At 70.9% G+C, this 20796-nt stretch carries 25 protein-coding genes; 15 read left to right on the top strand and 10 right to left on the bottom strand.

The window, feature by feature from the left end:
- Nucleotides 1-17 precede the first annotated feature (17 nt).
- On the top strand, nucleotides 18-842 hold the full coding sequence (locus LPA41_RS03750; RefSeq protein ID WP_229068310.1) for a PIG-L family deacetylase: 825 nt from the start codon (nucleotides 18-20) through the stop codon (nucleotides 840-842).
- A 3-nt stretch (nucleotides 843-845) separates the two neighbouring features.
- Here the strand turns inward: LPA41_RS03750 and LPA41_RS03745 are convergent, their stop codons facing one another.
- A complete protein-coding gene (locus LPA41_RS03745; protein WP_229068308.1) occupies nucleotides 846-1337 on the bottom strand; it encodes a MarR family winged helix-turn-helix transcriptional regulator in 492 nt (163 codons plus the stop codon).
- Between the two features lie 91 nt (nucleotides 1338-1428).
- On the opposite strand from LPA41_RS03745, the gene LPA41_RS03740 reads away from it, so the two are divergent.
- Nucleotides 1429-2079, top strand: coding sequence for an FMN-dependent NADH-azoreductase (locus LPA41_RS03740; protein ID WP_229068307.1), 651 nt, complete (start codon nucleotides 1429-1431; stop codon nucleotides 2077-2079).
- Between the two features lie 100 nt (nucleotides 2080-2179).
- Entirely contained in the window at nucleotides 2180-2692 is a 513-nt protein-coding gene (locus tag LPA41_RS03735; RefSeq protein ID WP_229068305.1) for a helix-turn-helix domain-containing protein, read from the top strand.
- A gap of 11 nt (nucleotides 2693-2703) precedes the next feature.
- Here LPA41_RS03735 and LPA41_RS03730 read toward each other — a convergent pair whose 3' ends face one another.
- Entirely contained in the window at nucleotides 2704-3111 is a 408-nt protein-coding gene (locus LPA41_RS03730; RefSeq protein WP_229068303.1) for a RidA family protein, read from the bottom strand.
- Nucleotides 3112-3146: 35 nt separating this feature from the next.
- Here LPA41_RS03730 and LPA41_RS03725 point away from each other — a divergent pair, with 35 nt between their 5' ends.
- Both LPA41_RS03725 and LPA41_RS03720 read left to right on the top strand, forming a co-directional pair.
- Complete coding sequence (locus LPA41_RS03725; RefSeq protein ID WP_229068302.1) at nucleotides 3147-3752, top strand: TetR/AcrR family transcriptional regulator; 606 nt, start codon at nucleotides 3147-3149, stop codon at nucleotides 3750-3752.
- 90 nt (nucleotides 3753-3842) lie between these two features.
- Nucleotides 3843-4628 (top strand): polysaccharide lyase family 7 protein, encoded by a 786-nt coding sequence (locus tag LPA41_RS03720; protein WP_229068300.1) that lies wholly within the window; start codon nucleotides 3843-3845, stop codon nucleotides 4626-4628.
- Here the strand turns inward: LPA41_RS03720 and LPA41_RS03715 are convergent.
- A complete protein-coding gene (locus LPA41_RS03715) occupies nucleotides 4609-5061 on the bottom strand; it encodes a DUF2809 domain-containing protein (protein WP_229068298.1) in 453 nt (150 codons plus the stop codon). The genes LPA41_RS03720 and LPA41_RS03715 overlap by 20 nt on opposite strands.
- 19 nt (nucleotides 5062-5080) lie before the next feature.
- Here LPA41_RS03715 and LPA41_RS03710 point away from each other — a divergent pair, with 19 nt between their 5' ends.
- Together LPA41_RS03710 and LPA41_RS03705 are read left to right on the top strand one after the other, a co-directional pair.
- Nucleotides 5081-5374 carry a MarR family transcriptional regulator gene (locus tag LPA41_RS03710; protein ID WP_229068297.1) on the top strand — a complete coding sequence of 98 codons (294 nt, stop codon included), beginning with the start codon at nucleotides 5081-5083 and terminating at the stop codon, nucleotides 5372-5374.
- 106 nt (nucleotides 5375-5480) lie between these two features.
- The gene (locus LPA41_RS03705) at nucleotides 5481-5738 is read left to right on the top strand and encodes a hypothetical protein (protein WP_229068295.1); all 258 of its coding nucleotides are present in this window, start codon (nucleotides 5481-5483) and stop codon (nucleotides 5736-5738) included.
- Nucleotides 5739-5800: 62 nt separating this feature from the next.
- On the opposite strand, the gene LPA41_RS03700 is transcribed toward LPA41_RS03705, so the two are convergent.
- Nucleotides 5801-7003, bottom strand: a complete 1203-nt coding sequence (locus LPA41_RS03700) for an NAD(P)/FAD-dependent oxidoreductase (RefSeq protein WP_229068293.1) — start codon at nucleotides 7001-7003, stop codon at nucleotides 5801-5803.
- A gap of 107 nt (nucleotides 7004-7110) precedes the next feature.
- On the opposite strand from LPA41_RS03700, the gene LPA41_RS03695 reads away from it, so the two are divergent.
- From LPA41_RS03695 to LPA41_RS03685, 3 genes are read left to right on the top strand one after another with little or no spacing between them, the layout of a single operon-like run.
- Nucleotides 7111-7377 carry a hypothetical protein gene (locus LPA41_RS03695; RefSeq protein ID WP_229068741.1) on the top strand — a complete coding sequence of 89 codons (267 nt, stop codon included), beginning with the start codon at nucleotides 7111-7113 and terminating at the stop codon, nucleotides 7375-7377.
- Nucleotides 7377-9536 (top strand): DUF4132 domain-containing protein, encoded by a 2160-nt coding sequence (locus tag LPA41_RS03690; protein ID WP_229068291.1) that lies wholly within the window; start codon nucleotides 7377-7379, stop codon nucleotides 9534-9536. Before LPA41_RS03695 ends, LPA41_RS03690 begins: the two co-directional genes overlap by 1 nt.
- Nucleotides 9537-9588: 52 nt before the next feature.
- Nucleotides 9589-10743 carry an RtcB family protein gene (locus tag LPA41_RS03685; RefSeq protein ID WP_229068740.1) on the top strand — a complete coding sequence of 385 codons (1155 nt, stop codon included), beginning with the start codon at nucleotides 9589-9591 and terminating at the stop codon, nucleotides 10741-10743.
- A 436-nt stretch (nucleotides 10744-11179) separates the two neighbouring features.
- Here the strand turns inward: LPA41_RS03685 and LPA41_RS03680 are convergent, their stop codons facing one another.
- Entirely contained in the window at nucleotides 11180-12382 is a 1203-nt protein-coding gene (locus tag LPA41_RS03680; protein ID WP_229068290.1) for a cytochrome P450, read from the bottom strand.
- 82 nt (nucleotides 12383-12464) lie between these two features.
- Between LPA41_RS03680 and LPA41_RS41685 the strand changes: the two genes are divergently transcribed.
- Nucleotides 12465-12593 (top strand): hypothetical protein, encoded by a 129-nt coding sequence (locus tag LPA41_RS41685; protein ID WP_255689189.1) that lies wholly within the window; start codon nucleotides 12465-12467, stop codon nucleotides 12591-12593.
- Nucleotides 12594-12793: 200 nt separating this feature from the next.
- Here LPA41_RS41685 and LPA41_RS03675 read toward each other — a convergent pair whose 3' ends face one another.
- Complete coding sequence (locus LPA41_RS03675) at nucleotides 12794-13438, bottom strand: SDR family oxidoreductase (RefSeq protein WP_229068288.1); 645 nt, start codon at nucleotides 13436-13438, stop codon at nucleotides 12794-12796.
- A gap of 66 nt (nucleotides 13439-13504) precedes the next feature.
- Nucleotides 13505-14257, bottom strand: a complete 753-nt coding sequence (locus tag LPA41_RS03670) for a TetR/AcrR family transcriptional regulator (RefSeq protein ID WP_229068286.1) — start codon at nucleotides 14255-14257, stop codon at nucleotides 13505-13507.
- 77 nt (nucleotides 14258-14334) lie between these two features.
- Here LPA41_RS03670 and LPA41_RS03665 point away from each other — a divergent pair, with 77 nt between their 5' ends.
- The 3 genes from LPA41_RS03665 to LPA41_RS03655 all read left to right on the top strand — a co-directional run bounded on the left by LPA41_RS03665 (nucleotide 14335) and on the right by LPA41_RS03655 (nucleotide 16910).
- Nucleotides 14335-15240 (top strand): ATP-binding cassette domain-containing protein, encoded by a 906-nt coding sequence (locus LPA41_RS03665; RefSeq protein ID WP_229068284.1) that lies wholly within the window; start codon nucleotides 14335-14337, stop codon nucleotides 15238-15240.
- Entirely contained in the window at nucleotides 15237-16016 is a 780-nt protein-coding gene (locus LPA41_RS03660; RefSeq protein WP_229068282.1) for an ABC transporter permease, read from the top strand. Before LPA41_RS03665 ends, LPA41_RS03660 begins: the two co-directional genes overlap by 4 nt.
- Before the next feature lie 198 nt (nucleotides 16017-16214).
- On the top strand, nucleotides 16215-16910 hold the full coding sequence (locus LPA41_RS03655; protein WP_229068280.1) for a GntR family transcriptional regulator: 696 nt from the start codon (nucleotides 16215-16217) through the stop codon (nucleotides 16908-16910).
- A 78-nt stretch (nucleotides 16911-16988) separates the two neighbouring features.
- Here the strand turns inward: LPA41_RS03655 and LPA41_RS03650 are convergent, their stop codons facing one another.
- Nucleotides 16989-17171, bottom strand: a complete 183-nt coding sequence (locus tag LPA41_RS03650; RefSeq protein ID WP_306469446.1) for an AlpA family transcriptional regulator — start codon at nucleotides 17169-17171, stop codon at nucleotides 16989-16991.
- Between the two features lie 125 nt (nucleotides 17172-17296).
- On the opposite strand from LPA41_RS03650, the gene LPA41_RS03645 reads away from it, so the two are divergent.
- Nucleotides 17297-18091, top strand: coding sequence for an RNA ligase family protein (locus LPA41_RS03645; RefSeq protein WP_229068278.1), 795 nt, complete (start codon nucleotides 17297-17299; stop codon nucleotides 18089-18091).
- A 126-nt stretch (nucleotides 18092-18217) separates the two neighbouring features.
- On the opposite strand, the gene LPA41_RS03640 is transcribed toward LPA41_RS03645, so the two are convergent.
- Entirely contained in the window at nucleotides 18218-19468 is a 1251-nt protein-coding gene (locus tag LPA41_RS03640; protein ID WP_229068276.1) for a spermidine/putrescine ABC transporter substrate-binding protein, read from the bottom strand.
- 175 nt (nucleotides 19469-19643) lie between these two features.
- Complete coding sequence (locus LPA41_RS03635; RefSeq protein WP_229068274.1) at nucleotides 19644-20717, bottom strand: alkene reductase; 1074 nt, start codon at nucleotides 20715-20717, stop codon at nucleotides 19644-19646.
- Nucleotides 20718-20796 lie beyond the last annotated feature (79 nt).

Here is a 20796-nt window from a genome sequence, read left to right as displayed (position 1 = left end):
CTCTCTAGAGTGGCGACATGAATGATCGCCCGCTGACCCTGATGGCTGTACACGCCCACCCCGACGACGAGGTCACGAGCACCGGGGGAGTGCTCGCCAAGTACGCCGCCGAGGGCGTCACCACCATCGTCGTGACCTGCACCGACGGCCGGTGCGGCGACGGACCGGGTGGCGTCAAGCCCGGGCAGCCCGGCCACGACCCGGAGGCGGTCGCCGTCACCCGGCGGCACGAGCTGGAGGCCAGCTGCGCGACGCTGAAGGTGACGCATCTGGAGACGCTCGGCTACCACGACTCCGGGATGATGGGCTGGCCCACCAACGAGGCGCCCGGCGCGTTCTGGGCGGCGCCCCTGGACGAGGCGGCGGGCCGGCTGGCCGCGCTGATCGAGAAGTACCGGCCGGACGTGGTGCTGACCTACGACGAGAACGGCGGGTACGGCCACCCCGACCACATCCAGGTGCACCGGGTGACGATGGCCGCCGTCGCACTCGCCCCGGTGGATCGTGTCTACATGAGTGCCTTGCCGCAGTCGGCGATGCGTGAGATCGGTGAGCGGATGCGGGAGCTGGGCATCGGCCTCGACGAGATCGAGTCCGCCGAGGCGCAGCCGATGGGCTGGCCGGACGAGAAGATCACCACGTGGGTCGACGTGGCCCCGGTGCTGGACCAGAAGTTCGACGCGCTGTCGGCGCACGCCAGCCAGGGCGACGGTGCGTTCTTCATCGGCCTGGGCCGGGAGACGTTCGCCACGGTGATGGGCGTGGAGACGTTCGTCCGGGTGGGCGCCGACGCCGGGGGCTCCTCGGTCAAGGAGGACGACCTGCTCACCGGCCTGCGGTAGTTCTCAGGCTTTCAGGCAGCCGGCCATCTCCGGTGCCGCCGCGAGCACGAGCTTGCCGGCGATCCGCTGCAGTTGGCCGACCTCCTCGGGCGTCAGCGCGTCGAAGACGACCCGCCGCGCCTCGCGCACGTGACCGGGCGCGGCGGCGACCACGACCGCCATCCCGGCGTCGGTGAGCAGCGCCTCGACGCAGCGGCCCTCGGCGCTGTCCGTGGTGCGCCGCCCGACCCAGCCCTGTCGTTCCAGGCGGGTCACCGCATGCGAGAGCCGGGAGAGCGAACCGCCGGCCAGGTGGGCGAGCGTGCCCATGCGCATCACCCGGTCGTCGGTCATCGAGAGCCAGGACAGGATCTGGTACTCGAAGAAGTTGATGCCCGAATCGCGCTTGAGCTGCGTGTCGATGGCGGGCGGCACGCTCGCGAACATGGTGGTGAGCGCTATCCAGGCGCTGCGTTCCGGCTCGGAGAGCCACGGTACTTCTGTGCTGTCGCTCACGAAGAACGACGATACCTGACCTAGGCACTTGAACATTCAACACCCGCGTGGCACTCTTCGTGTTGAAGGTTCAAGTCCACGTTTTTGTGACATGGGAGTCGCCAATATGGCCGTCCTGCGTATCGATGCCAGCATCCTCGGGCCGAACTCCGCGAGCTCCGAGCTCGCCGACCTGGTCGAGAAGGAACTGGTAGCGGCGAACCCGAACACCGAGTTCGTGCGCCGTCACCTGGGCGCGAACCCTCTGCCCGCCGACGCCTGGGCCACCGCGGTCTCGGCCGGTTACGTCCCCGCCGACCAGCGCACCGAGGCGCAGAAGAACGCCGTCGCTCTCGCCGGCACGCTCGCCGACGAGCTGCGCAACGCCGACGCGGCGATCCTGGCGCTGCCGTTCTACAACTACGGCGTCTCGCAGCACGCCAAGGCCTGGATCGACCTGGCCATGGCCGGCGGCGAGAACGGTGAGAAGTACCTCGACGGCAAGCCGGTCGTCGTGCTCACCACCCGTGGTGGCGCCTACGGCCCCGGCACGCCGCGCGAGGGCTGGGACCACAACACCGACTACCTGCGCCGCGTCGTCGGTGACATCTGGGGTGCCGACCTCACCCTGATCGAGCGCGAGTTCACCCTGGTCGGCGTGAACCCGGCGCTGGACCAGTTCACCGAGATGGCCACCCTGATGCGCAAGTCCGCCCACGAGGCGTGCGCGGACGCCGGCCGTACCGTCGCGGCTCGCATCTGATCCGGATCGGTCGAACAGGGTCACCCCGCTGGGGTGGCCCTGTTCTGCGTCAGCCAACCACGCGGACCGGTTGTAGAGTGCAAGTGGCAGGGGGAGGGGCATGTTGACAACCACCGAGGAACGCCGGTCCGGCTGCCCGATCAACCTCTCGCTGGAGATCCTGGGCGACAAGTGGTCCCTGCTGATCATCCGGGACATGATGTTCGGCAACCGGCGGCACTTCCGGGCCCTGCTCACCCAGAGCGAAGAGGGCATCGCGTCGAACATCCTCGCCGACCGTCTGCGCCGGCTCACCGACGTCGGCATGATCACATCGGTGCCCGACCCCGGTCACAAGCAGCGCCTGCTGCTCAGTCTCACCGAACCGGCCATCCAGCTCGTCCCGGTCCTGGCGCACCTCGGCGCCTGGGGCCGGCGCCACCTGCCGGTCACCCGCGACCTCGCCATCCGCGCCGAGCTGCTGGAGCGCGGCGGGCCCGAGCTGTGGGAGGACTTCATGGCCGAGCTGCGCGAACTGCACCTGGGCGTGCCCCGCCCGCCCGGCACCGGGTCCGTGCTCGACCGGCTGACCGCCGCCTACCTCGACGAGGTGGCCCGCACCCCGGCGGGATAGCCCGCCCGGCGTCAATCAAGGACGGCTGTCGCCTCGACCTCGACCAGCAGGTCCGGTTCGCCGAGCGCGGCCACGCCGAGCAGGGTGATCGGCTTGACCGGGTCGACGCCGAGTTTCGCCGCGGCGCGGTTCACGCCCTCGCCGAGCAGGGGCATCTTCTCCGGCGACCAGTCGACGATGTAGACGGTCAGCTTCGCCACGTCGTCGAACGAGCCGCCGGCGTCGGCCAGTGCTGTGCCGATGTTCAGATAGGCCTGCTCGACCTGGGCGGCCAGGTCGCCGGGGCCGACCGGGTTGCCCTCGCTGTCCCGTGCCACCTGCCCGGCCAGGAACACCAGCCGTGACCCCGTGGCGATGGACATCTGGCGGTAGACGTCGGGCTTCGGCAGTCCGTCCGGGTTTCTCAGTTCGATGCTCATGCCCAGAACATAGCACCGCTATGTATTGTGGGGCCATGGTGAGGTTGAAAGACCCGGCAATCCGTACCCTGCTGATCGAGCGGGCGGCCCGCATGCTGCGGGATCGGGAGCCGATCACATTGCGGTCGCTGGTCGCCGGTGCCGGCGTGTCGACCATGGCCGTCTACACCTACTTCGGCGGGATGGACGGGTTGTGGCGGGCGATGCGGCAGGAGGGGTTCACCCGCCTGGCCGCCCGGCTCGACCGCGTGCCGCGGACCGACGACCCGGTGCGTGACCTGGCCGCGCTGGGTGCGGCGTACCTGGCGAACGCGGCCGCCGGCCCGGACCTGTACCGGATCATGTTCGACGCCGGCTTCGAGCTGGAGGATCCGGCCGCGGCCGACGAGACGCTGCACGGCCTGGTCGACGCCGCCGGCCGGGCCCGGCTGGCCGGGCGCTTCCGGGACGACACCGACCCGCTCGCCGTCGCCACCCGGGCCTGGATGATCGGGCACGGGCTGGCCTCGCTGGTCGTCACCGGCCCGCTGCCGCAGCCGGCGCTGGAGCACGCCGTGCCACTGCTCACCGCTCTTTACGTGAGCTGTGGCGACGAGCCGGAGAGGTGTCACCGGTCGGTGGTCGGCGGCTGGGCAACTTAATGTTATTTAAGCTTACTAACTATTGACGACGTATCGATGGACGACTTTATTGGAGGCATCCCCGTTCTCCGTACCCCCGATGAGGTCCCCATGCGGAAACGCACCTTCCTCGCCCTCGCCGTCTCGACCGTCGTCGTCGGCGCCCTCGGCGCCGCGGGCATCACCAGCGCGTCGGCCGCCGCTCTCGACCCCAACCTGCCGCCCGGCGGCAACTTCGACCTGGCCGTATGGCAACTCCAGCTGCCGACCGGTTCGCCCGGCAAGCCGGACACCATCTCGCCGGCCCGGCTCAAGGGCGCCGGCGGATACACCAACCCGAGCTTCTTCTGGACCGACAAGAATGACGGATCGATGACGTTCTGGGCGCCGGAGAAGGGCGTCACCACGCCGAACTCCAAGTACGCCCGCTCGGAGCTGCGCGAGATGAACCGCGACGGCAGTGCCGCCAACTGGACCCTGGCCGGCAACCACACGCTCAGCGCCCAGCTGCGCGTCGTGTCGGTGACCAAGAACGTGGCGGTCGGGCAGGTCAAGCTCGGCACCGGCGGACCGTCGACGAAGCCGCTGGCCGAGCTCTACTACCGCGCGAACGGCGACATCTACCTCGGCACCCAGAACTCCCCGGACGCCAGCGGGCAGACCCTCCACAAGATCAAGAACGTGCCGACGGGTACGAAGTGGACGTACGTCCTCAACGTCGTCGGCAACCGGCTCAGCCTGACCGTCGACGGGGTGAGGAGCACCTACACGATCCCGTCGGCGTTCCACCCGTACCGGCAGTACTTCAAGGCCGGCTCCTACAACCAGTCATCCTCGGAGAGCACGTCCAACGGCGCGAAGGTCAAGTTCTACAGCCTCACCGTGAGCCACGCCTGACCCGCTCCGGCACGGTCATCGGGTGCTCCGGCTCGCGCCGCGCCCACAGCTGGTGGAGCGCGACGAGCGGGAGCACCCCCACCGGGTACCACAGCAGGTCGACCGGGTCGAACCGGGCGCCGAGCACCAGCCGCGCCACGATGCTCTGCTCGGAGAGCTGCCGCGGCACGTCGGTGAGCTGGAACAGCTCGACGGCCCAGCAGAAGACGACCGCCAGGGCGCCCGCGACCGGCGGCCGCAGGCGCGGGGCCGCGACGAACGCGCCGGCATAGATCAGCGCGGCGTAGAGGGCGGTCCCGGAGTGCTGCGCGACCGGCCCGGCGCTGCTCAGGATGCCGTCACCCGCCAGCACCCGGATGCCGACCGCGACGGCCAGGAAGAACAGGGCGGCGAGGGCGGCGATCAGCCGCACCCGCCACCATCCCCCGATCACGGCGTGACGATAGAAGGCCGTGTCAACTCCCGGTCCGGCGGCCGGGCGGCTGCCCGGGCGGGCGGTGGTGAGCCGGACCCGGGCCAGCCGGGTCGTCGACGCGCTCGCCGCCGTCGGCCTGGTCACCCGGGAGAGCAACCCGGACGACCGGCGATCCGCCTACGCCACCATCACCGATGCCGGCCGCGCCCGGCTGCGCGAGGCGGCACCCGTCTACCTCGCCGGCATCGAACGGCACCTCACCAGCCGGATGAGCGCGGCGGAGTCCCGTACCGTAGTGGTTGCCTTAGGCAAGGTGCTGGCCGGCTGGTGACCGGGAGAAAGAGCTGCGGGGTCTGGCAATCCCGCGTTCGCACAGTACCGTTCGTGGGTATGGCAAGGCCGCGATGGGCGCAGCCGCGGACAGGGTGGTGACCGGGATGTCGACCAAAGACACACGCCGTGAGTTCGACCGGATCGTCGGACGGCTGGCCGCGGAAGATCCCGCGTTCGCCGGGCCGCGCCAGCTCTCCAAAGAGTGGCTGCTGGCGCTCGCGGTGCTGGGCAGCCTGGTCTGGGCCGGCCTCAACGTGCTGATGGTCGTCTGGGGCGCCGCCGGTGTGGTGCTCACCTGCGTCGTCGTGGTGGCGGTGGTGCTCGGCGGCATGCGCTGGCACCGGGGCCGCTGGTTGCGCTGACACCGCGGGCGCCGGCGGGGCTGACACTACGGGCGGCCGTGGCCGCCCGCCTCCCGGTGTGGTCAGTCGTCCTTGGTCATCAGCCTGCCCAGGTTCGGCGGGGTGAAGAAATCCGCCGGTGACGTGACGCCGGAGTTCAGCCGCATGAAGGCATCCACCTTGTCCTGGTCGCCGGCGATCGCGGAGACCAGCTGGACCATCTGCTCGTCCGGTGGCTGGAGGGCCGCGATGCCGAGCGTCATCTGGTAGAAGGGCATCGCGCGGGCGTCCCGGCGTTCCTGGTGGGCGACGCCCGCCTCGGTTTCCTTCGCGGCGCCGGACAGCGTCGCGTGCAGGGCGCCGGCCAGGTTCTCCGCGTCCAGGAACGCGTCCGTGATGCCCTGCGCGGTGATGTAGTCGCGGTTGTAGCCGGCGTCGCCGACCAGCGCCCAGCCCGGGCCCCACGGCACCCGGAAGTAGTTCGGCACCGACGTGCCGACCAGCCGCGACTCCCGCTTGGCGGACCGGATCCGCTCGGCGAAGGCGGGAGACATGGCGAACGTACGCATGAGCTCCGCCTCGACGTCGTTGCGGTGCTCGGCCAGCTCGGCGTGCGGCCACCCGCCGATCACCATGGTGAGGTCGTCGTTGGTGGGGCAGACCGCCCAGCCGCGGCCCGGCCGGCTGTACGCCTCGAAGGTGCCGGTCGGCAGATTGCTCCAGTACGCGTAATAGCCCACCGTGAGCGGCGCCTGCTCCTGGTAGACCGAGGCACCCACCGCCTTGGCGACCACCGAGTTGCGGCCGTCCGCGCCGACCACGACGCGGGCGTGCTCGGTGACACCGCCGCCACGGATGCCGGTCACCCGGTCGTCGTCAACGATCAGCTCGTCGACGGTGAAACCCTCGCGGACCTCGGCGCCGGCGGCCGCGGCGGCGTCCAGCAGGATCTTGTCGAGCAGGGTGCGGCGGGGCGCATAGGCGTACGGCGACTCGGGCGTGCCCGGCGCACCGGCCAGCGACAGCGGTCCGAAGTCGAACGAGTACCGCCCGACCGGCGGGCAACCGGTCGCCGCCACCTGGTCGAGCAGACCCCACCGGCGCAACGCGGCCGCGCCCGGCGGGTGGATGACATGGGTGGAGACGGTGTCGCTCGGGAACGTCGCCCGGTCCACCAGCAGCGTCCGATGGCCCTGCCGGGCAAGCAGCATCGCGAGCGGCGCACCGGCACAGCGGGCCCCGACCACGATGACGTCGTACCGCGGGTTCGTCATGGTCTTCCTCACGTCGATCTTCCGCGCCATAGTGGACGGTCCGGATCGGGGCTGTCCATGGGCCGACCGGCCGGTACCCGTTTTTGTCGGACCCCTGTGGCACCGTCACCGCCGTGCTGATGATTGATGTCGTCGACGAGGCGACCACCGGGGCGCCGCCCGCGCGGTCGCGGCTGGAGATTCCCGCGGAGCGGCTGACGCTGCGCGAGTTGATCCGCCGCCGGGCCGCCGGCGAGGGGTTCGACCGGGCGGTCACGGCGTTCGCCGGCAACGGGTTCGTGGTGCTCGTCGGTGACCGTCAGGTCGAAGATCTGGACGAGGTGCTCGAGTTGCCCACCGGCACCGAGGTGACGTTCCTGCGGCTCGTGCCCCTGGCCGGTGGCTGATGCCCGCCGACCTCGCGACGGCGGCCCGGCAGCCGGCGTTCACCCCGGAGGCGTTCACCGCGCTGCTCGCGGCCCTCGTCGCCCGGGCGCGGGCGGGGGACTACGGCGGGAGTCCGGTGCCGGCCGCCGGCGCGCTGCTGCGCTGTTCCGGGCCGCCCGCCGCGGAGGCGGTGCGGCTGGCGCGCCAGTTGGTGACGATGCATCTGCGCCGGGGGACGGGCATCGCGGTGTACGCGTCCGCCGCTCTGATCGCTCTCGGCGGTGACCGGCCCGCCCGCATCGCCGCGAAGGTCGCCGGGGGGCTGCTGCATCCGATCGCCACCGACGAGCTGGAGACCGCGTCCGCCGCCGGCCCGGTCGCGCTGGCCCTGGTCGCCGAGGTCGGCGAGACCCGGTCCTACTTCTCGCCGCCGGAGCTGCCCGACGCCTGGGAACGTCTGGCGGCCGTGCCCGGTTACCCGGAGTTCACCCGTCGTGCGGTGACAGCCGCCCGCGACCGGCTGGCCGAGATCCACGCCGGCCGGGCCCGCTACCAGGCCGACGCCGCGCTCGCCGCCGACGAGGTCGCGGCGGTGGGCCGGGCTGTCCGGGTGGCCCTGCTCCGCGACGAGCCGTGGCTGCTCGACACGCTGCGACAGCTGTTGCTCGACGTGGCCGTCGCGCCGACCGCGGCGCGGACGCTACCGTCGCAGGCCCTGCTCTACGAGGTGGCCCGGGCGATCGAGGTCCTGCCCACCCCGGAGACGCTGGCGGCGCTGCGGGAGGCCCGGGCCGTCTCCCGGCACAAGGGCGTGCACCAGCAGCTGGACCGCAAGTTCGCCAGGATCGTGCGCTCCCTCGGCGACCGGCCCGACATCGCGCTGCGCCTGCCGGACCTGGGTTTCGGGCCGGACGAGCAGCGCGTCGTGCCGGTGGGGGAGCACGAGGCGGTGCTCACCCTCACCGGCGGCGTGGAGCTGGCGTGGCGGCGGCCCGGCGGCCGGCTGTCGGCCACGGTCCCGGCAGCGGTGCGGCGCGACCACCCCGACGCCGTGACGGAGGTGCGTGCCCTGGCTCAGCAGGTCAAGGGGCATCTGGGCACGCTCGTCCGGTCGCTGGAGGCCGGGTTCGCCACCGGTCACGCGCTGCCGGTGCGGCGCTGGCGCGAGGAGCTGGCCGGCAACGGGCTCGGCCGGGCCGTGGTGCGTCGCCTGGTCTGGGAGGTCGGGGGCGTCGCAGTGCTGCCGGTCGACGGCGGTCTCATCGGCGCGGACGGCGCCGCCGTCGCGGAGCCGCCATCGGACGCCGAGATTCGGCTCTGGCATCCGCTGCACGCCACGCCCGGCGAGGTCGCGGCGTGGCGTGACCTGCTGACCGCCCGCGAGCTGCGGCAACCGTTCAAACAGGTGTTCCGCGAGGTCTACCGGCTCACCCCGGCCGAGGAGGAGACCGGCACCCACACCAACCGGTTCGCCGCGCACATCGTGCACTACAAGCAGCTGTACGCACTGTTCAAGGCCCGTGGCTGGGACCCGCCGATGCTCGGCCCGTGGGATGCCGGCGACACCGGCGACGCCACCCGTGTGCTGGCCGGCGGGGCGTGGCGGGTCGCGATGCGCCACGACTACCGGGACGACGTCGACGGCGGCGTCGCGTGCGCGAGCACCGACCGGGTGTGGTTCGACCACCGGGCCGCAGGCACCTGGCGGACCGTGCCGCTCACCGAGGTGCCACCGCTGGTGTTCAGCGAGGCCCTGCGTGACGTCGACCTGTTCGTCTCGGTCACCTCGATCGCGGCCGACCCGCTCTGGCCCGACCACCACCGCGACTACTGGCAGCAGGCCGGCGACGCCGAGCTCACCGCCACCGCGGAGGTCCGGCGCGCCGCCCTGGCCCGGATCCTGCCGCGCACCCGGATCGCCGCCCGGTGCGAGCTGACCGAGCGGCACCTGGTGGTCCGGGGCGACCTGCACACCTACCGGATCCATCTGGGCAGCGCGAACATCCGGATGGGCAACGACTACCTGTGCATCGTCCCGGCCCGGCGGGCCGCGAGATTCCCGCAGTTCGTCCCGTTCGAGGAGGACCGGCTGTCGATCATCCTGAGCAAGGCGTTCCTGCTGGCCGACGACACGGCCATCACCGACCCGTCCATCGTCGCCCAGCTGCGCCGGGGTTGAAGTGATCCGATCAGGGGACTCCATGCTTGATCAACGGCAGAATCGGGGCGTGATGCAGCGGATCAACGACCGGCTGGTGAACTGGGCGAGCCTCCTCGAGGAGGAGACGTTGCGGCAGGCGGAGAAAGCGTCCCAGCTGCCGTTCATCCACCCGCACATCGCGCTCATGCCGGACGCCCACCTCGGCAAGGGTGCCACCGTCGGCTCGGTCATCCCGACGCTCGGCGCGATCATCCCGGCGGCGGTCGGCGTCGACATCGGCTGCGGGATGGCGGCGGTCCGCACGCAGTACCATCGCGACGACCTCGGCCCCGGGCTGAGCACGCTGCGCACCGCGATCGAGCGGGCGGTGCCGCTCTCCGCCGGGTCGTACAACACCCGGCTCACCGACTCGGCGCGCCGACGGGTGGAGCAGCTCACCGCGGAGGCCGAGGCGGCCGGTTTCGACCCTGGCCGGTACGCGAAGAACTGGCACCTGCAACTCGGCACACTGGGCAGCGGCAACCACTTCATCGAGGTGTGCCGGGACGAGAAGGACACGGTCTGGCTGTTCCTGCACTCCGGCTCGCGCGGTGTCGGCAACAAGATCGCCGCCCATCACATCCGGGTGGCACAGGACCGCGGGCTCGACGTCCCCGACCGGGATCTCGCGTACCTCGACGAGGGCACCCCGGAATTCGACGCCTACCTGCGGGAGCTGCGCTGGGCACAGAACTTCGCCCTGCTCAACCGGGACGAGATGATGGACCGGGTGATCGACTGCTTCGCCGCGTTCGTCGGCGGCCCGGTCGAGGAACGGGAACGCGTGCAGTGCCACCACAACTACACCGAGCGGGAGACGCACTTCGGCGAAGAGGTCTGGCTGTCCCGCAAGGGCGCGATAAACGCCGAACGTGGGCGGCCCGGCCTGATCCCCGGCTCGATGGGTGACGCGTCCTACGTGGTCGTCGGCCGCGGCGACGCGACCTCGCTGAACTCGTCACCGCACGGTGCCGGCCGCGCCTACTCGCGGACGAAGGCGCGCAAGACGTTCACCCGGGAACAGTTGCGGGCCGCGATGAAGGGCATCGAGTTCCGGGACACCGACGCCTTCCTCGACGAGATCCCGCAGGCCTACAAGCCGATCGACGTGGTGATGCGCGACGCCGCCGACCTGGTCGAGATCCGCCACACGCTGCGCCAGATCGTCAACGTCAAGGGCGACTGACCGCCGGGGTGGTGTCCCTATTGTCTCGTCAAGCAGGCAGCGCGAACTCTTTGTGCCCGCTTTGCGCTGGTCAGGGTTGCCGGGCATGGCGCGCTGGATGTTGATGCGGCGGCGGGCGAGGCGGAGGGGTGCGGCGTGGTGTTGCCTGCTCTCGGCTCTCGGCTCTCGGCCCTGGTGCTCTGGTGCCTGCCCTGGGCAAGTGGCTGCGGTCGGCTGCGTTGGGCTCGCGGGGCGGTGTTGATCTGCTAGCGGTGCGAAATCGCGGTTTTAACCCCTTGATCACAGCGATTTCGTAGCGCTAGCAGATCAACATCTCGCTATGGGCGCGCGTTCGGCGCCACTTGGGGCCGGGGCCGGGGGCGCGGGGTTGGTGCGCGGGCGGCGGCGGGTGAGTGGCTTTCTGGTCGGCCGGGTCGGCCGGGTCGGCCCGGTTGGGTCAGTCGGTGGCGATCGGCAGGGAGGCGTAACCGCGGAGCACCAGCCGGTCGCGGCGCTCGCCCGGGCCGGTCAGCCGCAGCCCGGGGAGGCGGCGCAGCAGCAGCGGGAACGCGACCTGCGCCTCCAGTCGGGCCAGCGGCGCGCCGAGGCAGTAATGGGCACCGCCGCCGAACGACACCGGCTGGATGTTCGGGCGGTCCGGGTCGAAGCGGTGCGGGTCGGGGTAGCGGGCCGGGTCACGGTTCGCCGACCCGAGCAGCATGGTCAGCATGTCGCCGGCCGGCAGGGTGCGCCCGTCGGGCAGGTCGAGCGGTGTGCTCGTGAACCTGGTGGTCAGTTGGACGGGGGAGTCGTACCGCAGGACCTCCTCGACGAACCCCTCCGCAAGCGCCGGTTCCTGCCGCAGCCGGTCGCCCTGCTCGGGCAGGTCCATCAGGATCTGCAGGCCGGTGCCGAGCAGGTTCGTCGTGGTCTCGAAGCCGGCGACGAGCAGCAGCACCAGGTTCGCGAGCAGCTCCTGACCGGTCAGGCCGGAACCGTCGGCGGCGAGCGCACTCGTCAGGTCCTCGCGCGGGGAGCGGCGGCGCTCGGCGATCAGGCCGACGAAGTAGTCCTCGAGTTCGCGCCCGGCCACGTCGGCGCGCCGCATCTCCTCGTCCGAGCTGATCGGCTCGAGGACCACCGTCAGGTCGGTGGCCCGCTGCCGGAACCACGGCCGGTCGGATGCGGGCACGCCGAGCAGGGCACAGATCACCGCGATCGGCAGCGGGTAGGCGAACGCGCTGATGAAGTCGGCGTTCGGCGGCATCTCCTCGATCAGTTCGCCGGTGATCGCGGTGATCACGTCGCGCATGCCGGCGACCCGGCGTGCGGTGAACGTGGCGGCCGCGGCCCGGCGCACCCGGGTGTGCTCCGGCGGGTTGAACTGCAGCATCGACATCACTATCGACGCGACCGCCCGGTTCTCCCGCCAGTCCGGCCAGAAACCGTCGTAGTCGGCCGCTTCCGCGACCCGCAGACTCGGCTCCCGCATCATCCGGTTGGTCAGCTCGTGGGTGGTGACGAACCAGCGCCCGTCAAGCGCCTTGAAGATCGGCGCGTGCTCCCGGAGGGCGTCATAGGCAGGGTACGGGTCAAGCCGCCCCTGAGCCGAGAAGAGCGACGCCAGCGCGGTCTCGTGGTCCATACCGGTCAGTGTCACCGTTGCCTCCAAACGCCGCGGGAGAGTGACAGCTAGCCGACACCCACCGAACCGATCGACCTTCATGAACGTGTTGTGCGGCATGACGACTCTCCTGACAGCCGCCGCCGAGCGGCCCGGCGACGTGCCCGTGGCCTCCCTGCTGCTCCTCGGCGCCGTCGCCCTGCTCGCCCTCGCCGCAGCCGCGATCTGGACCATCCGCCGCCGCTGACCCCCGCCGACCGTTTTCGATCAGCGCAGCGCCCGCACCGACGCCCGGTTCAGCGCCCGCACCGACGCCCGGCTCAGCGCCCGCGACGACGCCCAGCGCAGCGCCCGCACCGACGCCGCTCAGCACCCGCGCCGACGCCGGCTCAGCACCCGCGCCGACGCCCGGCGCAGCGCCGATTCCAGCGCGCCGGGCGCACCGCCTCAGCGCAGCGCGCGCACCGCGTCGCCGATCGGGACGTCCCCGGTGAACAGCTCCGCGACCACGCCGATCGTCGACGGGACGAGCAGCGCTTCGGCCAGGACCGCCGCCACGTCGGCGCGCGGGACCGACGCGCGCCCACCGAGGTCGGTGGTGAGCCGGACCCGGCCGGTGCCCGGCTCGTCGGTGAGACCGCCGGGCCGGATGATCGTCCAGTCGAGACCGCTGTCGATCAGGTAGCGGTCGGCGTCGGCCTTGGCCTTCAGATAGGGCACCATCGAGCCGGTCGCCGCCCCCGGATCCTGAGCGCCGATCGAGCTGATCATGACGTATCGGCGTACCCCCAGGGCCTTTGCCGCATCGGTCAGCTTGACCGCTCCGCCCAGATCGACGGTCGCCTTGCGCGCGTCGCCGCTGCCCGGCCCGGCGCCGGCGGCGAACACCACGGCGTCGGCACCTTTGACGTAGGGCTCCAGGCTCGCGTCCGCCTCGAGGTCACCGAGCACCGGGACAGCACCGACCGCTTCCAGGTCGGCCGCCTGCTCCGGTTTGCGGATCAGGCCGCGGGCCCGGTCACCCCGCGCCGCGAGCAGCCCGAGCAGTTGCAGTGCGATTTTGCCGTGTCCGCCGACCACCAGAACGTCCATTCCGCGACGTTACCTCGCGATCCGGGCCCGCCGCGCGATCCCCGACAGCCCGCGCGGCCGGGACTGTCACGTGCGGCGGGTGAGCAGCATGTCGATGCTGTTCAGCAGGAGTTGCAGTCCGAAGCGGAACGTGCGATCCGGGTCGGCGACCGCGTTGTACTCCTCGCCGGCGGTCGTGCCGACCCGGCCGGAGATGGGGTACGCGTCCGGCGGCATCACCTTCTCCAGCAGCGGCGCGTTCACCTCCCACCATTCGGCGTCGCTGACGCCGGATTGTTCGGCGGTGCGCCGGGCGTCGATCGACATGCGCGCGGTGCCGGCGGTGAAGGCGGCCAGGGTGGTGATCACCTGGTCCATCTCGATGTCGGTGAGTCCTTCGCCCTCGATGGCGGCGAGCTGCCATTCGTACCGGTCGGAGCCGTGCGGCCCGATCCACGGCCGGCTTTCCTCGACCTGGAGCAGCCACGGGTGCCGGTGGTATTCGTCCCACATGTGCCGGGCCACGCCGGTGAGCCGGTCGCGCGGGGTGCCGGTGTGCGCCGGGTGCTCGCGCTCCCCGATGACCTCGTCGACCATCAGGCCGATCAGTTCGGAGCGGCCCGGCACGTAGGTGTAGATCGACATCAGTTTCAGCCCGAGCCGGTCCGCGACCTTGCGCATCGAGAACGCCGGCAGCCCTTCCTCGTCGGCGACCGCGATCCCGGCCCGGATCACCTCGTCGACGCTGAACCGCTGCTTCGGCCCGCGGGTGCCCTGCGGTACGCCCAGCCGGCGGCGCCACAGCAGGCCGAGGGTGCGGTCGACGTCCCGATTTTCCATGTGCGGATATTACCCCGTTGGGTGTACGGTGTTCCCGCCAACAATTTCCGTGCGGTATACGGAGTTAAGGAGCGCCGGTGAACACCCTGATTGCCGAAGGACTCCGCAAGAGGTACGGCGACCTGCACGCCCTGGACGGATTCGACCTGCACGTCCCCGCCGGGGTGATCCACGGACTGCTCGGCCCGAACGGCGCCGGCAAGACCACCGCGGTCAAGGCCCTGGCCACCCTGATCAACGTCGACGAGGGGAGGGCGAGCGTCGCCGGCTTCGACGTGCGGACCCAGGCGCCGCAGGTCCGCCGCAAGATCGGTCTGATCGGGCAGAACGCGGCGGTCGACGAGGTGCTCGGCGGCCGGCAGAACCTGGTCATGTTCGGCCGGCTCTACGGGCTGTCCAAGGCGGACGCGCTCGCCCGCGCGAACGAGTTGCTCGGCGTCTTCGGGCTGAGCGAGGCGGCCGGGCGGGCCGTGTCGACCTACAGCGGGGGCATGCGGCGGCGCCTCGACATCGCGGCCGGGCTGATCCTGACGCCGGCCGTGCTTTTCCTCGACGAGCCGACGACGGGACTCGACCCGCGCGCCCGCAACGAGGTGTGGAACAGCATCCGGGAGGTGGCGGCGCGCGGCACGACGGTGCTGCTCACCACGCAGTACCTGGACGAGGCCGACCAGCTCGCCTCGCAGATCTCGGTGATTGACCACGGCCGGGTCGTGGCGGGCGGTTCGCCGGACGCCCTGAAACGGCAGGTCGGCGGGGACCGGGTGGCGGTCACCGTGGGCATCCGGGACTCCCTCGACGAGGTCGCCCGGCAACTGGCGCCGGCCGTCGTCGACGCGGACACCCGCACGGTCACGGTGAGCGCCGGGCTGGCCGACGTGGTCCGGATCCTCGACAAGTACGAGATCTCGCCCGAAGACCTGCAACTGCGTCGTCCCACTCTGGACGAGGCCTTTCTGGCACTGACGGGAGATGCCCGATGACGACCCTGCGCGCCGGCTGGATCCTCACCCAGCGAGAACTCGCCCACTGGGCCCGCGAACCCTGGGGTCCGGTCTTCGGGATCCTCTTCTCGATCATGCTGCTGCTCGTCTTCGGGTTCCTGTTCGGCGGGGCGATCAACCTGCCCGGAGGCGGCGGCTACATCGACTACCTGCTGCCCGGCATGCTCGCGCTGAGCATGATGTTCGGCGTCGAGACCACTGCCACCGCGATGGCCAACGACGCCCGCAAGGGGATCACCGACCGGTTCCGTTCGATGCCGATGGGAAGCGCCTCGGTGGCGTTCGGCCGGGTCGGCGCCGACATGACGAACTCGGCCTTCGAGCTGCTCGTGCTGATCGTGGGCGGCCTGCTGATCGGCTGGCGGATCACCTCCGATCCGGCGTCGGCCGCGCTGGCCGTACTCCTGCTGTTGCTCCTGCGCTTCTCCGTGCTCTGGATCGGCATCTTCGTCGGGCTGTCGTTCCGCGGCGAGGGCGCCACCTCGGCGGTGCAGGTGCTGGTCTGGCCGATCGGCTTCCTGTCCACGGCGATCGTGTCCGCCGAGACGATGCCGGACTGGCTGGGCGCGATCGCCGCGTGGAACCCGCTCTCCGCCACGGCGACGGCGGCGCGGCAACTCTTCGGCAACCCGACCGGGGTCACCGGCGGTGTGCTCGCCGACGGCGCGGTCTGGCTGGCGCTGGCCTGGCCGCTGGTGCTGACCGCCGTCTTCGTGCCGCTGTCGGCCCGCGCCTACCGGAAACTGCGCGCCTGATGCACGCCACGGCTCCGCGCATCGCAGAAGCGTGAGAACGGCATCGGTGCCGACCCGCCCCCTCACGGGCGACACCGATGCCGTCGAGGCTCTGTGCTCGGGATCTCGTCCTCCCCGTGACGGCGACAGCCCGCTCACAGAGCCCGCAGATCGTATACGATCCGTGTGGAAGATATACGATTACGTCGAGCGGAAGCCATGTCTTCTCTGCTTTCGAAGCACGAGTCGGTTTACCGGACGATCCGCGAGCGCATCCTCAACGGCGTTTACGGCCCGGGCAAGCGCCTGGTGCTCAGCGCGATCGCCCGGGATCTCGACGTGAGCCCGGTTCCGGTGCGCGAGGCGATGCGCCGCCTCGAGGCCGAAGGCCTGGTCACCTTCGAACGCAACATCGGCGCCCGGGTCAACACCCTCGACGACGAGGGCTGGGAGCAGCTGGTCGAGATGCTGGCCCTGCTCGACGGTTACGCCATGCGCCGCGCCCAGTGCCGGATCCCACCGGCCGCGATCGGCGAGGCCCAGCGCCTCAACGACGCGTTGCGCGCCCACGCCGGCGGCCCGCCCGACACGCACGGCGAGGTCATGGCGCTGCACCGGCTCTTCCACCGCACGCTGTACGCACACGGCGACAACCGCTACCTCGTCGAGTCCTTGGACAGCGCGTGGGATCGCATAGACGCCTCCCGCGTCCTGATCTCACGCTGGCCCGCGCACCGCCTGGCCAGTTCCGTCGACGAGCACGACGAGTTGCTGCGACTGCTGCGCGCCGGCGACGTCGAACCGAACGAGCTGGAACGCTGCACCCGCCAGCACAGCCTCAACGCCATCACCGCGATCCGCGGCGGCGCCCACGCCGGCCGGCTGAGCGGCCTCAGCCTGCCCGCCCGGCCGTAGCCCGCGTCGTCCGCAATCACCGTCTCGGCCAGCCCCAGCTCCGCATCGCCGCCCCGGCCAGCCCCATCTCCGCGCCGGTCACTCCAGGAGCGACGGCCGGTGCTCGCTGATCCACTGCTCCACCTCGCCGGCGTCCCACACCTTGCCCGACTGCAGAATTTGGTACGGCTCGGGGAAGTCGTCGCGCGTGATCACCTGATAGGCCCGTTGCCGGGAGACCCGCAACCGCTCCCGGATCTCCGCCGGTCCCATGAGTGCCATCCTTTGCTCCATGACTATAGTCTCGCACCAGCTGATGAGCGACTACTAGTCCCGCGCTCAAGCTGGCATCCTCTGTCGATGAATAATCGGTTACCTGGCGCCCGAGGTCCTGACACCATCGTCGGATGTTCGACGTCCGGGCCGCGAACCTCGCCGCGGTGAACTCACTGACCAAGTACCCGTCGATCCCGACCTACCACGAGCTGGATCCGCGCAACGGCAGCCTGACCGAGACGGTCACCGTGTTCGCCGGCGCGGTCCACGGCACCGAGAAGGTCGACGGCACGAACTCGCGGGTGATCCTGCTGCCGGACGGTTCCTACCTGCTCGGATCCCGGGAGGAACTGCTCTACGCCCGGGGTGACCTGATCGGCAACCCGGCCCTCGGCATCGTCGACAACCTGCGTCCGATCGCCGAGGAGCTGCGGGCGACGGCCGAGGAGCTGACCGCCGCGCCCGGCGGCGACGCGATCCGGGTGTTCTACCTGGAGCTGTACGGCGGCAAGATCGGCGGTCAGGCCAAGCAGTACTCCACCCGCGGCGCCACCGGCTGGCGACTCTTCGACGTCGCCGTGATCGACGCTCTCGACGAGCGGCTCGGCTGGGCGCCGGCCCGCATCTCCGCCTGGCGCGAGGAACGGGGCCAGCGCTTCCTCGGCGAGCAGGAGTTGCAGGTCACGTCCGCGAAGACCGGGATCGATCTGACCCCGCGCCTCTTCACCCTCGACGGCGCCGACCTCCCGGCCACCATCACCGAGACGCACGCGTTCCTTGCCGACCGCCTCCCGGCGACGCTCGTCGCGCTGGACGAATCGGGCCTGCGAGCACCGGAGGGCATCGTCCTGCGCACCGCCGACCGTTCCACGATCGCGAAGGCCCGCGTCCAGGATTACGCGCGAACCCTGAAGCGCCGGCGCTGACCGAAACGTCCGGGCCGGCCAAATCCGGCCCGGACGCGACGAAGAACACGCGACGAAGAACGCGCGGCGAGGGACACGCGGCGAGGAACACGCGGCGCTGAGCCCGGCACGCTCAGCCCCGGCTGCTCAGCCCAGGACGATCGGCTCGAAGATCGAGGTGAACTCCTGCTGCTGCTGTGCGGTGTTGAAGCTGACGTAGTAGTGCAGTTTCTCGTAGTCCGCCTCGCTCGGGAACACCAGCGAACTCTCCGCGACCGCCAGCATCTCCTTGCGGTCGGCGCCGGAGAGTTTCGCGGCGTCCGCGCGGATCTGGGCCTGCGCGGCTGGCACCGGGCACACGTAGTTGATGTACTCGGCCAGCGCGGCCGCGTTCTCCACCTCATAGAAGAAGTCGATCAGGGCGAGCGCGTCGACGGGGTTCGCCGCGGTGATCGGGATGGCGAAGTTGTCCGTCCAGATCGTGCCGCCCTCCTCGGGGATCACGAACTTGTAGTTCGTACCGTCCGAGAGGTTCTTCTGGAAGATGTCGCCGGACCACGCCTGGGTGATCCAGACCTCGCCGGCGCCGAGGGCGTCGACGTAGTCCTGCTCGTAGTACTGCCGGACGATCCCCGCGTCCTTCTGCTGCTTCAGCTTCGCCGCGCCCTTGCGCCAGCCGGCCTCGTCCGACTCGCCGGGTGTCACGCCGGCGGCGAGCATGCCGAAGTTCGCCAGCTCGGTGAGGTCCGACATCATGCCGACCTTGCCCTTGAACGCCGGGTCCCACAGGTCGGCCAGCTTGGTGATCGGCCGGTCCACCTTCGCCGGGTCGTACGCGATGCCGGTTATCCCGGACGCCCACGGCACGCTGAACACGTTGCCCGGGTCGAACGCCTCGGTCTTGTAGGCGGGAGCCGCGTTCGCCGCGAAGTTCGGCAGCCGGCTGTGGTCCAGCGGCGCCAGGAAGCCGGCGGAGCGGAACTGGCCGAACTGCACGCCGTTGGTGATCACCATGAGGTCGAAGCCGATGGACTGCTTCGCCGACAGCTGCGGCTGCACCTTGGCGAACCAGGGGCCCATCTCCTGGATGACCTCCTGGTAGTTCACCTGGATGCCGGTCTGCGCGGTGAACTTCTTCAGCTCCGGCCGTTCCGGGTCCATGTAGAGCGGCCAGTTGGCGAAGTCGAGCTTGTTGTTCTGCGTCTTGCCGGCCCAGAAGGTGGCGATCGTGTTCGTGTCGACGCTGGCCGCCGGGGTGCCCTTGCCCTCGACCCCGCAGGCCGCCAGGGCCGCACCGAGCGCGGAGAGGCCGCCGAGCCGCAGCGCGTCACGGCGGCCGAGCCGCCGCCGCGTCGCACCGCGCAGGAGGGAGGGTTCGGGGGTGTTGCGGGGAAACATCGGGCTCCGATCGGGGTACGGGTGCTCGGCGCTCGAGGACAACGGCGCCCGGCGTGGGATGGTCACATACCGGGGAGCGGGCCGCACGAGCACATCAAGATCCAATGGTACGGGTCACCTCGCCGCCCCGGTGACGGTCGGTGATTCACCCGCCCCGATCACCGCACTCCCGCTGTCAGAGGGCCGGGTAGTCGGTGTAGCCGCGCGGTCCCGGCGTGTAGAAGGTGCTCGGGTCGGGCGCGTTCTCGTCGGCGTCGTTCTGCCAGCGGGCCACCAGGTCGGGGTTCGCGATCACGGCGCGGCCGATCGCGACGGCGTCCGCCACGTCGTCGGCGACCAGGGTGATCGCCTCGGCGCGGGTGGTCGGCGAACCGAAACCGGTGTTCGCGACGAGCGGGGCGGCGACCGCGTGCCGGAACTTCTGCACCAGCTCACCGGCCGGGTCGGCGTGCAGCACGTCGACGAACGCCAGGCCGAGCGGGGCCAGGGCCTCGGCGAGCACCGTGTAGGTGGCGCTCAGGTCGTCCGGGTCCGTCTCCAGCGCGCCCTGGATGTTGTGCTCCGGCGAGAACCGGACGGCGGTCCGGCCCGGGCCGATCTCGCGGGCCACCGCGGTCACGACCTCGATCGCCAGGCGGGCGCGGTTGGCGGGCGTCTGCCCGTACTCGTCGGTCCGGGTGTTCGCGTGCGGCGACAGGAACTGGTGGAGGAGGTAGCCGTTGGCGCCGTGGATCTCGACGCCGTCCAGGCCGGCCTCGATCGCGTTGCGCGCGGCCGCCACGAACCCGTCGACGACGCCGCGGATCTCGTCGGCCGTCAGGGCCTCCGGCACCGGCAGCTCAGCCTTGCCACTGGCGATGCGGATCTCGCCGGGAGCGGCCAGGGCGCTCGGCGCGACGGTACGGCCGGTTTCGCTGATCTCCGGGTGCGAAATGCGGCCGCCGTGCATGATCTGCATGACGATCGTGCCGCCGGCCTCGTGCACCGCGTCGGCCACCCGCCGCCACCCGGCGACCTGCTCGGCGGTCTCGATGCCCGGCTGGCCGATCCAGGTGCGGCCTTCCCGCACCGGGTAGGTGCCCTCGGTGACGATCATGCCGAGGCTTGCGCGCTGGCGGTAGTACTCGACGAGCAGATCGCTCGGGACGCCGTCCTCGCCGGCTCGGATCCGGGTCAGCGGAGCCATCACCATGCGGTTGCGCAGCGTCATGTCACCGAGCGTTATCGGGGTAAAAAGCTTGATCGTCATGACTCTCAGTTAAATTCGAGATCGTTGCGTGTGCAAGCTTTCCGGCCGTGACGAGAGTCGCAGCCGGATCGGCCGTCCT

This window comes from Actinoplanes sp. DH11 (assembly GCF_020873875.1).
Taxonomy (GTDB): domain Bacteria; phylum Actinomycetota; class Actinomycetes; order Mycobacteriales; family Micromonosporaceae; genus Actinoplanes.
This window is presented reverse-complemented; position numbering and strand designations above follow the sequence as displayed.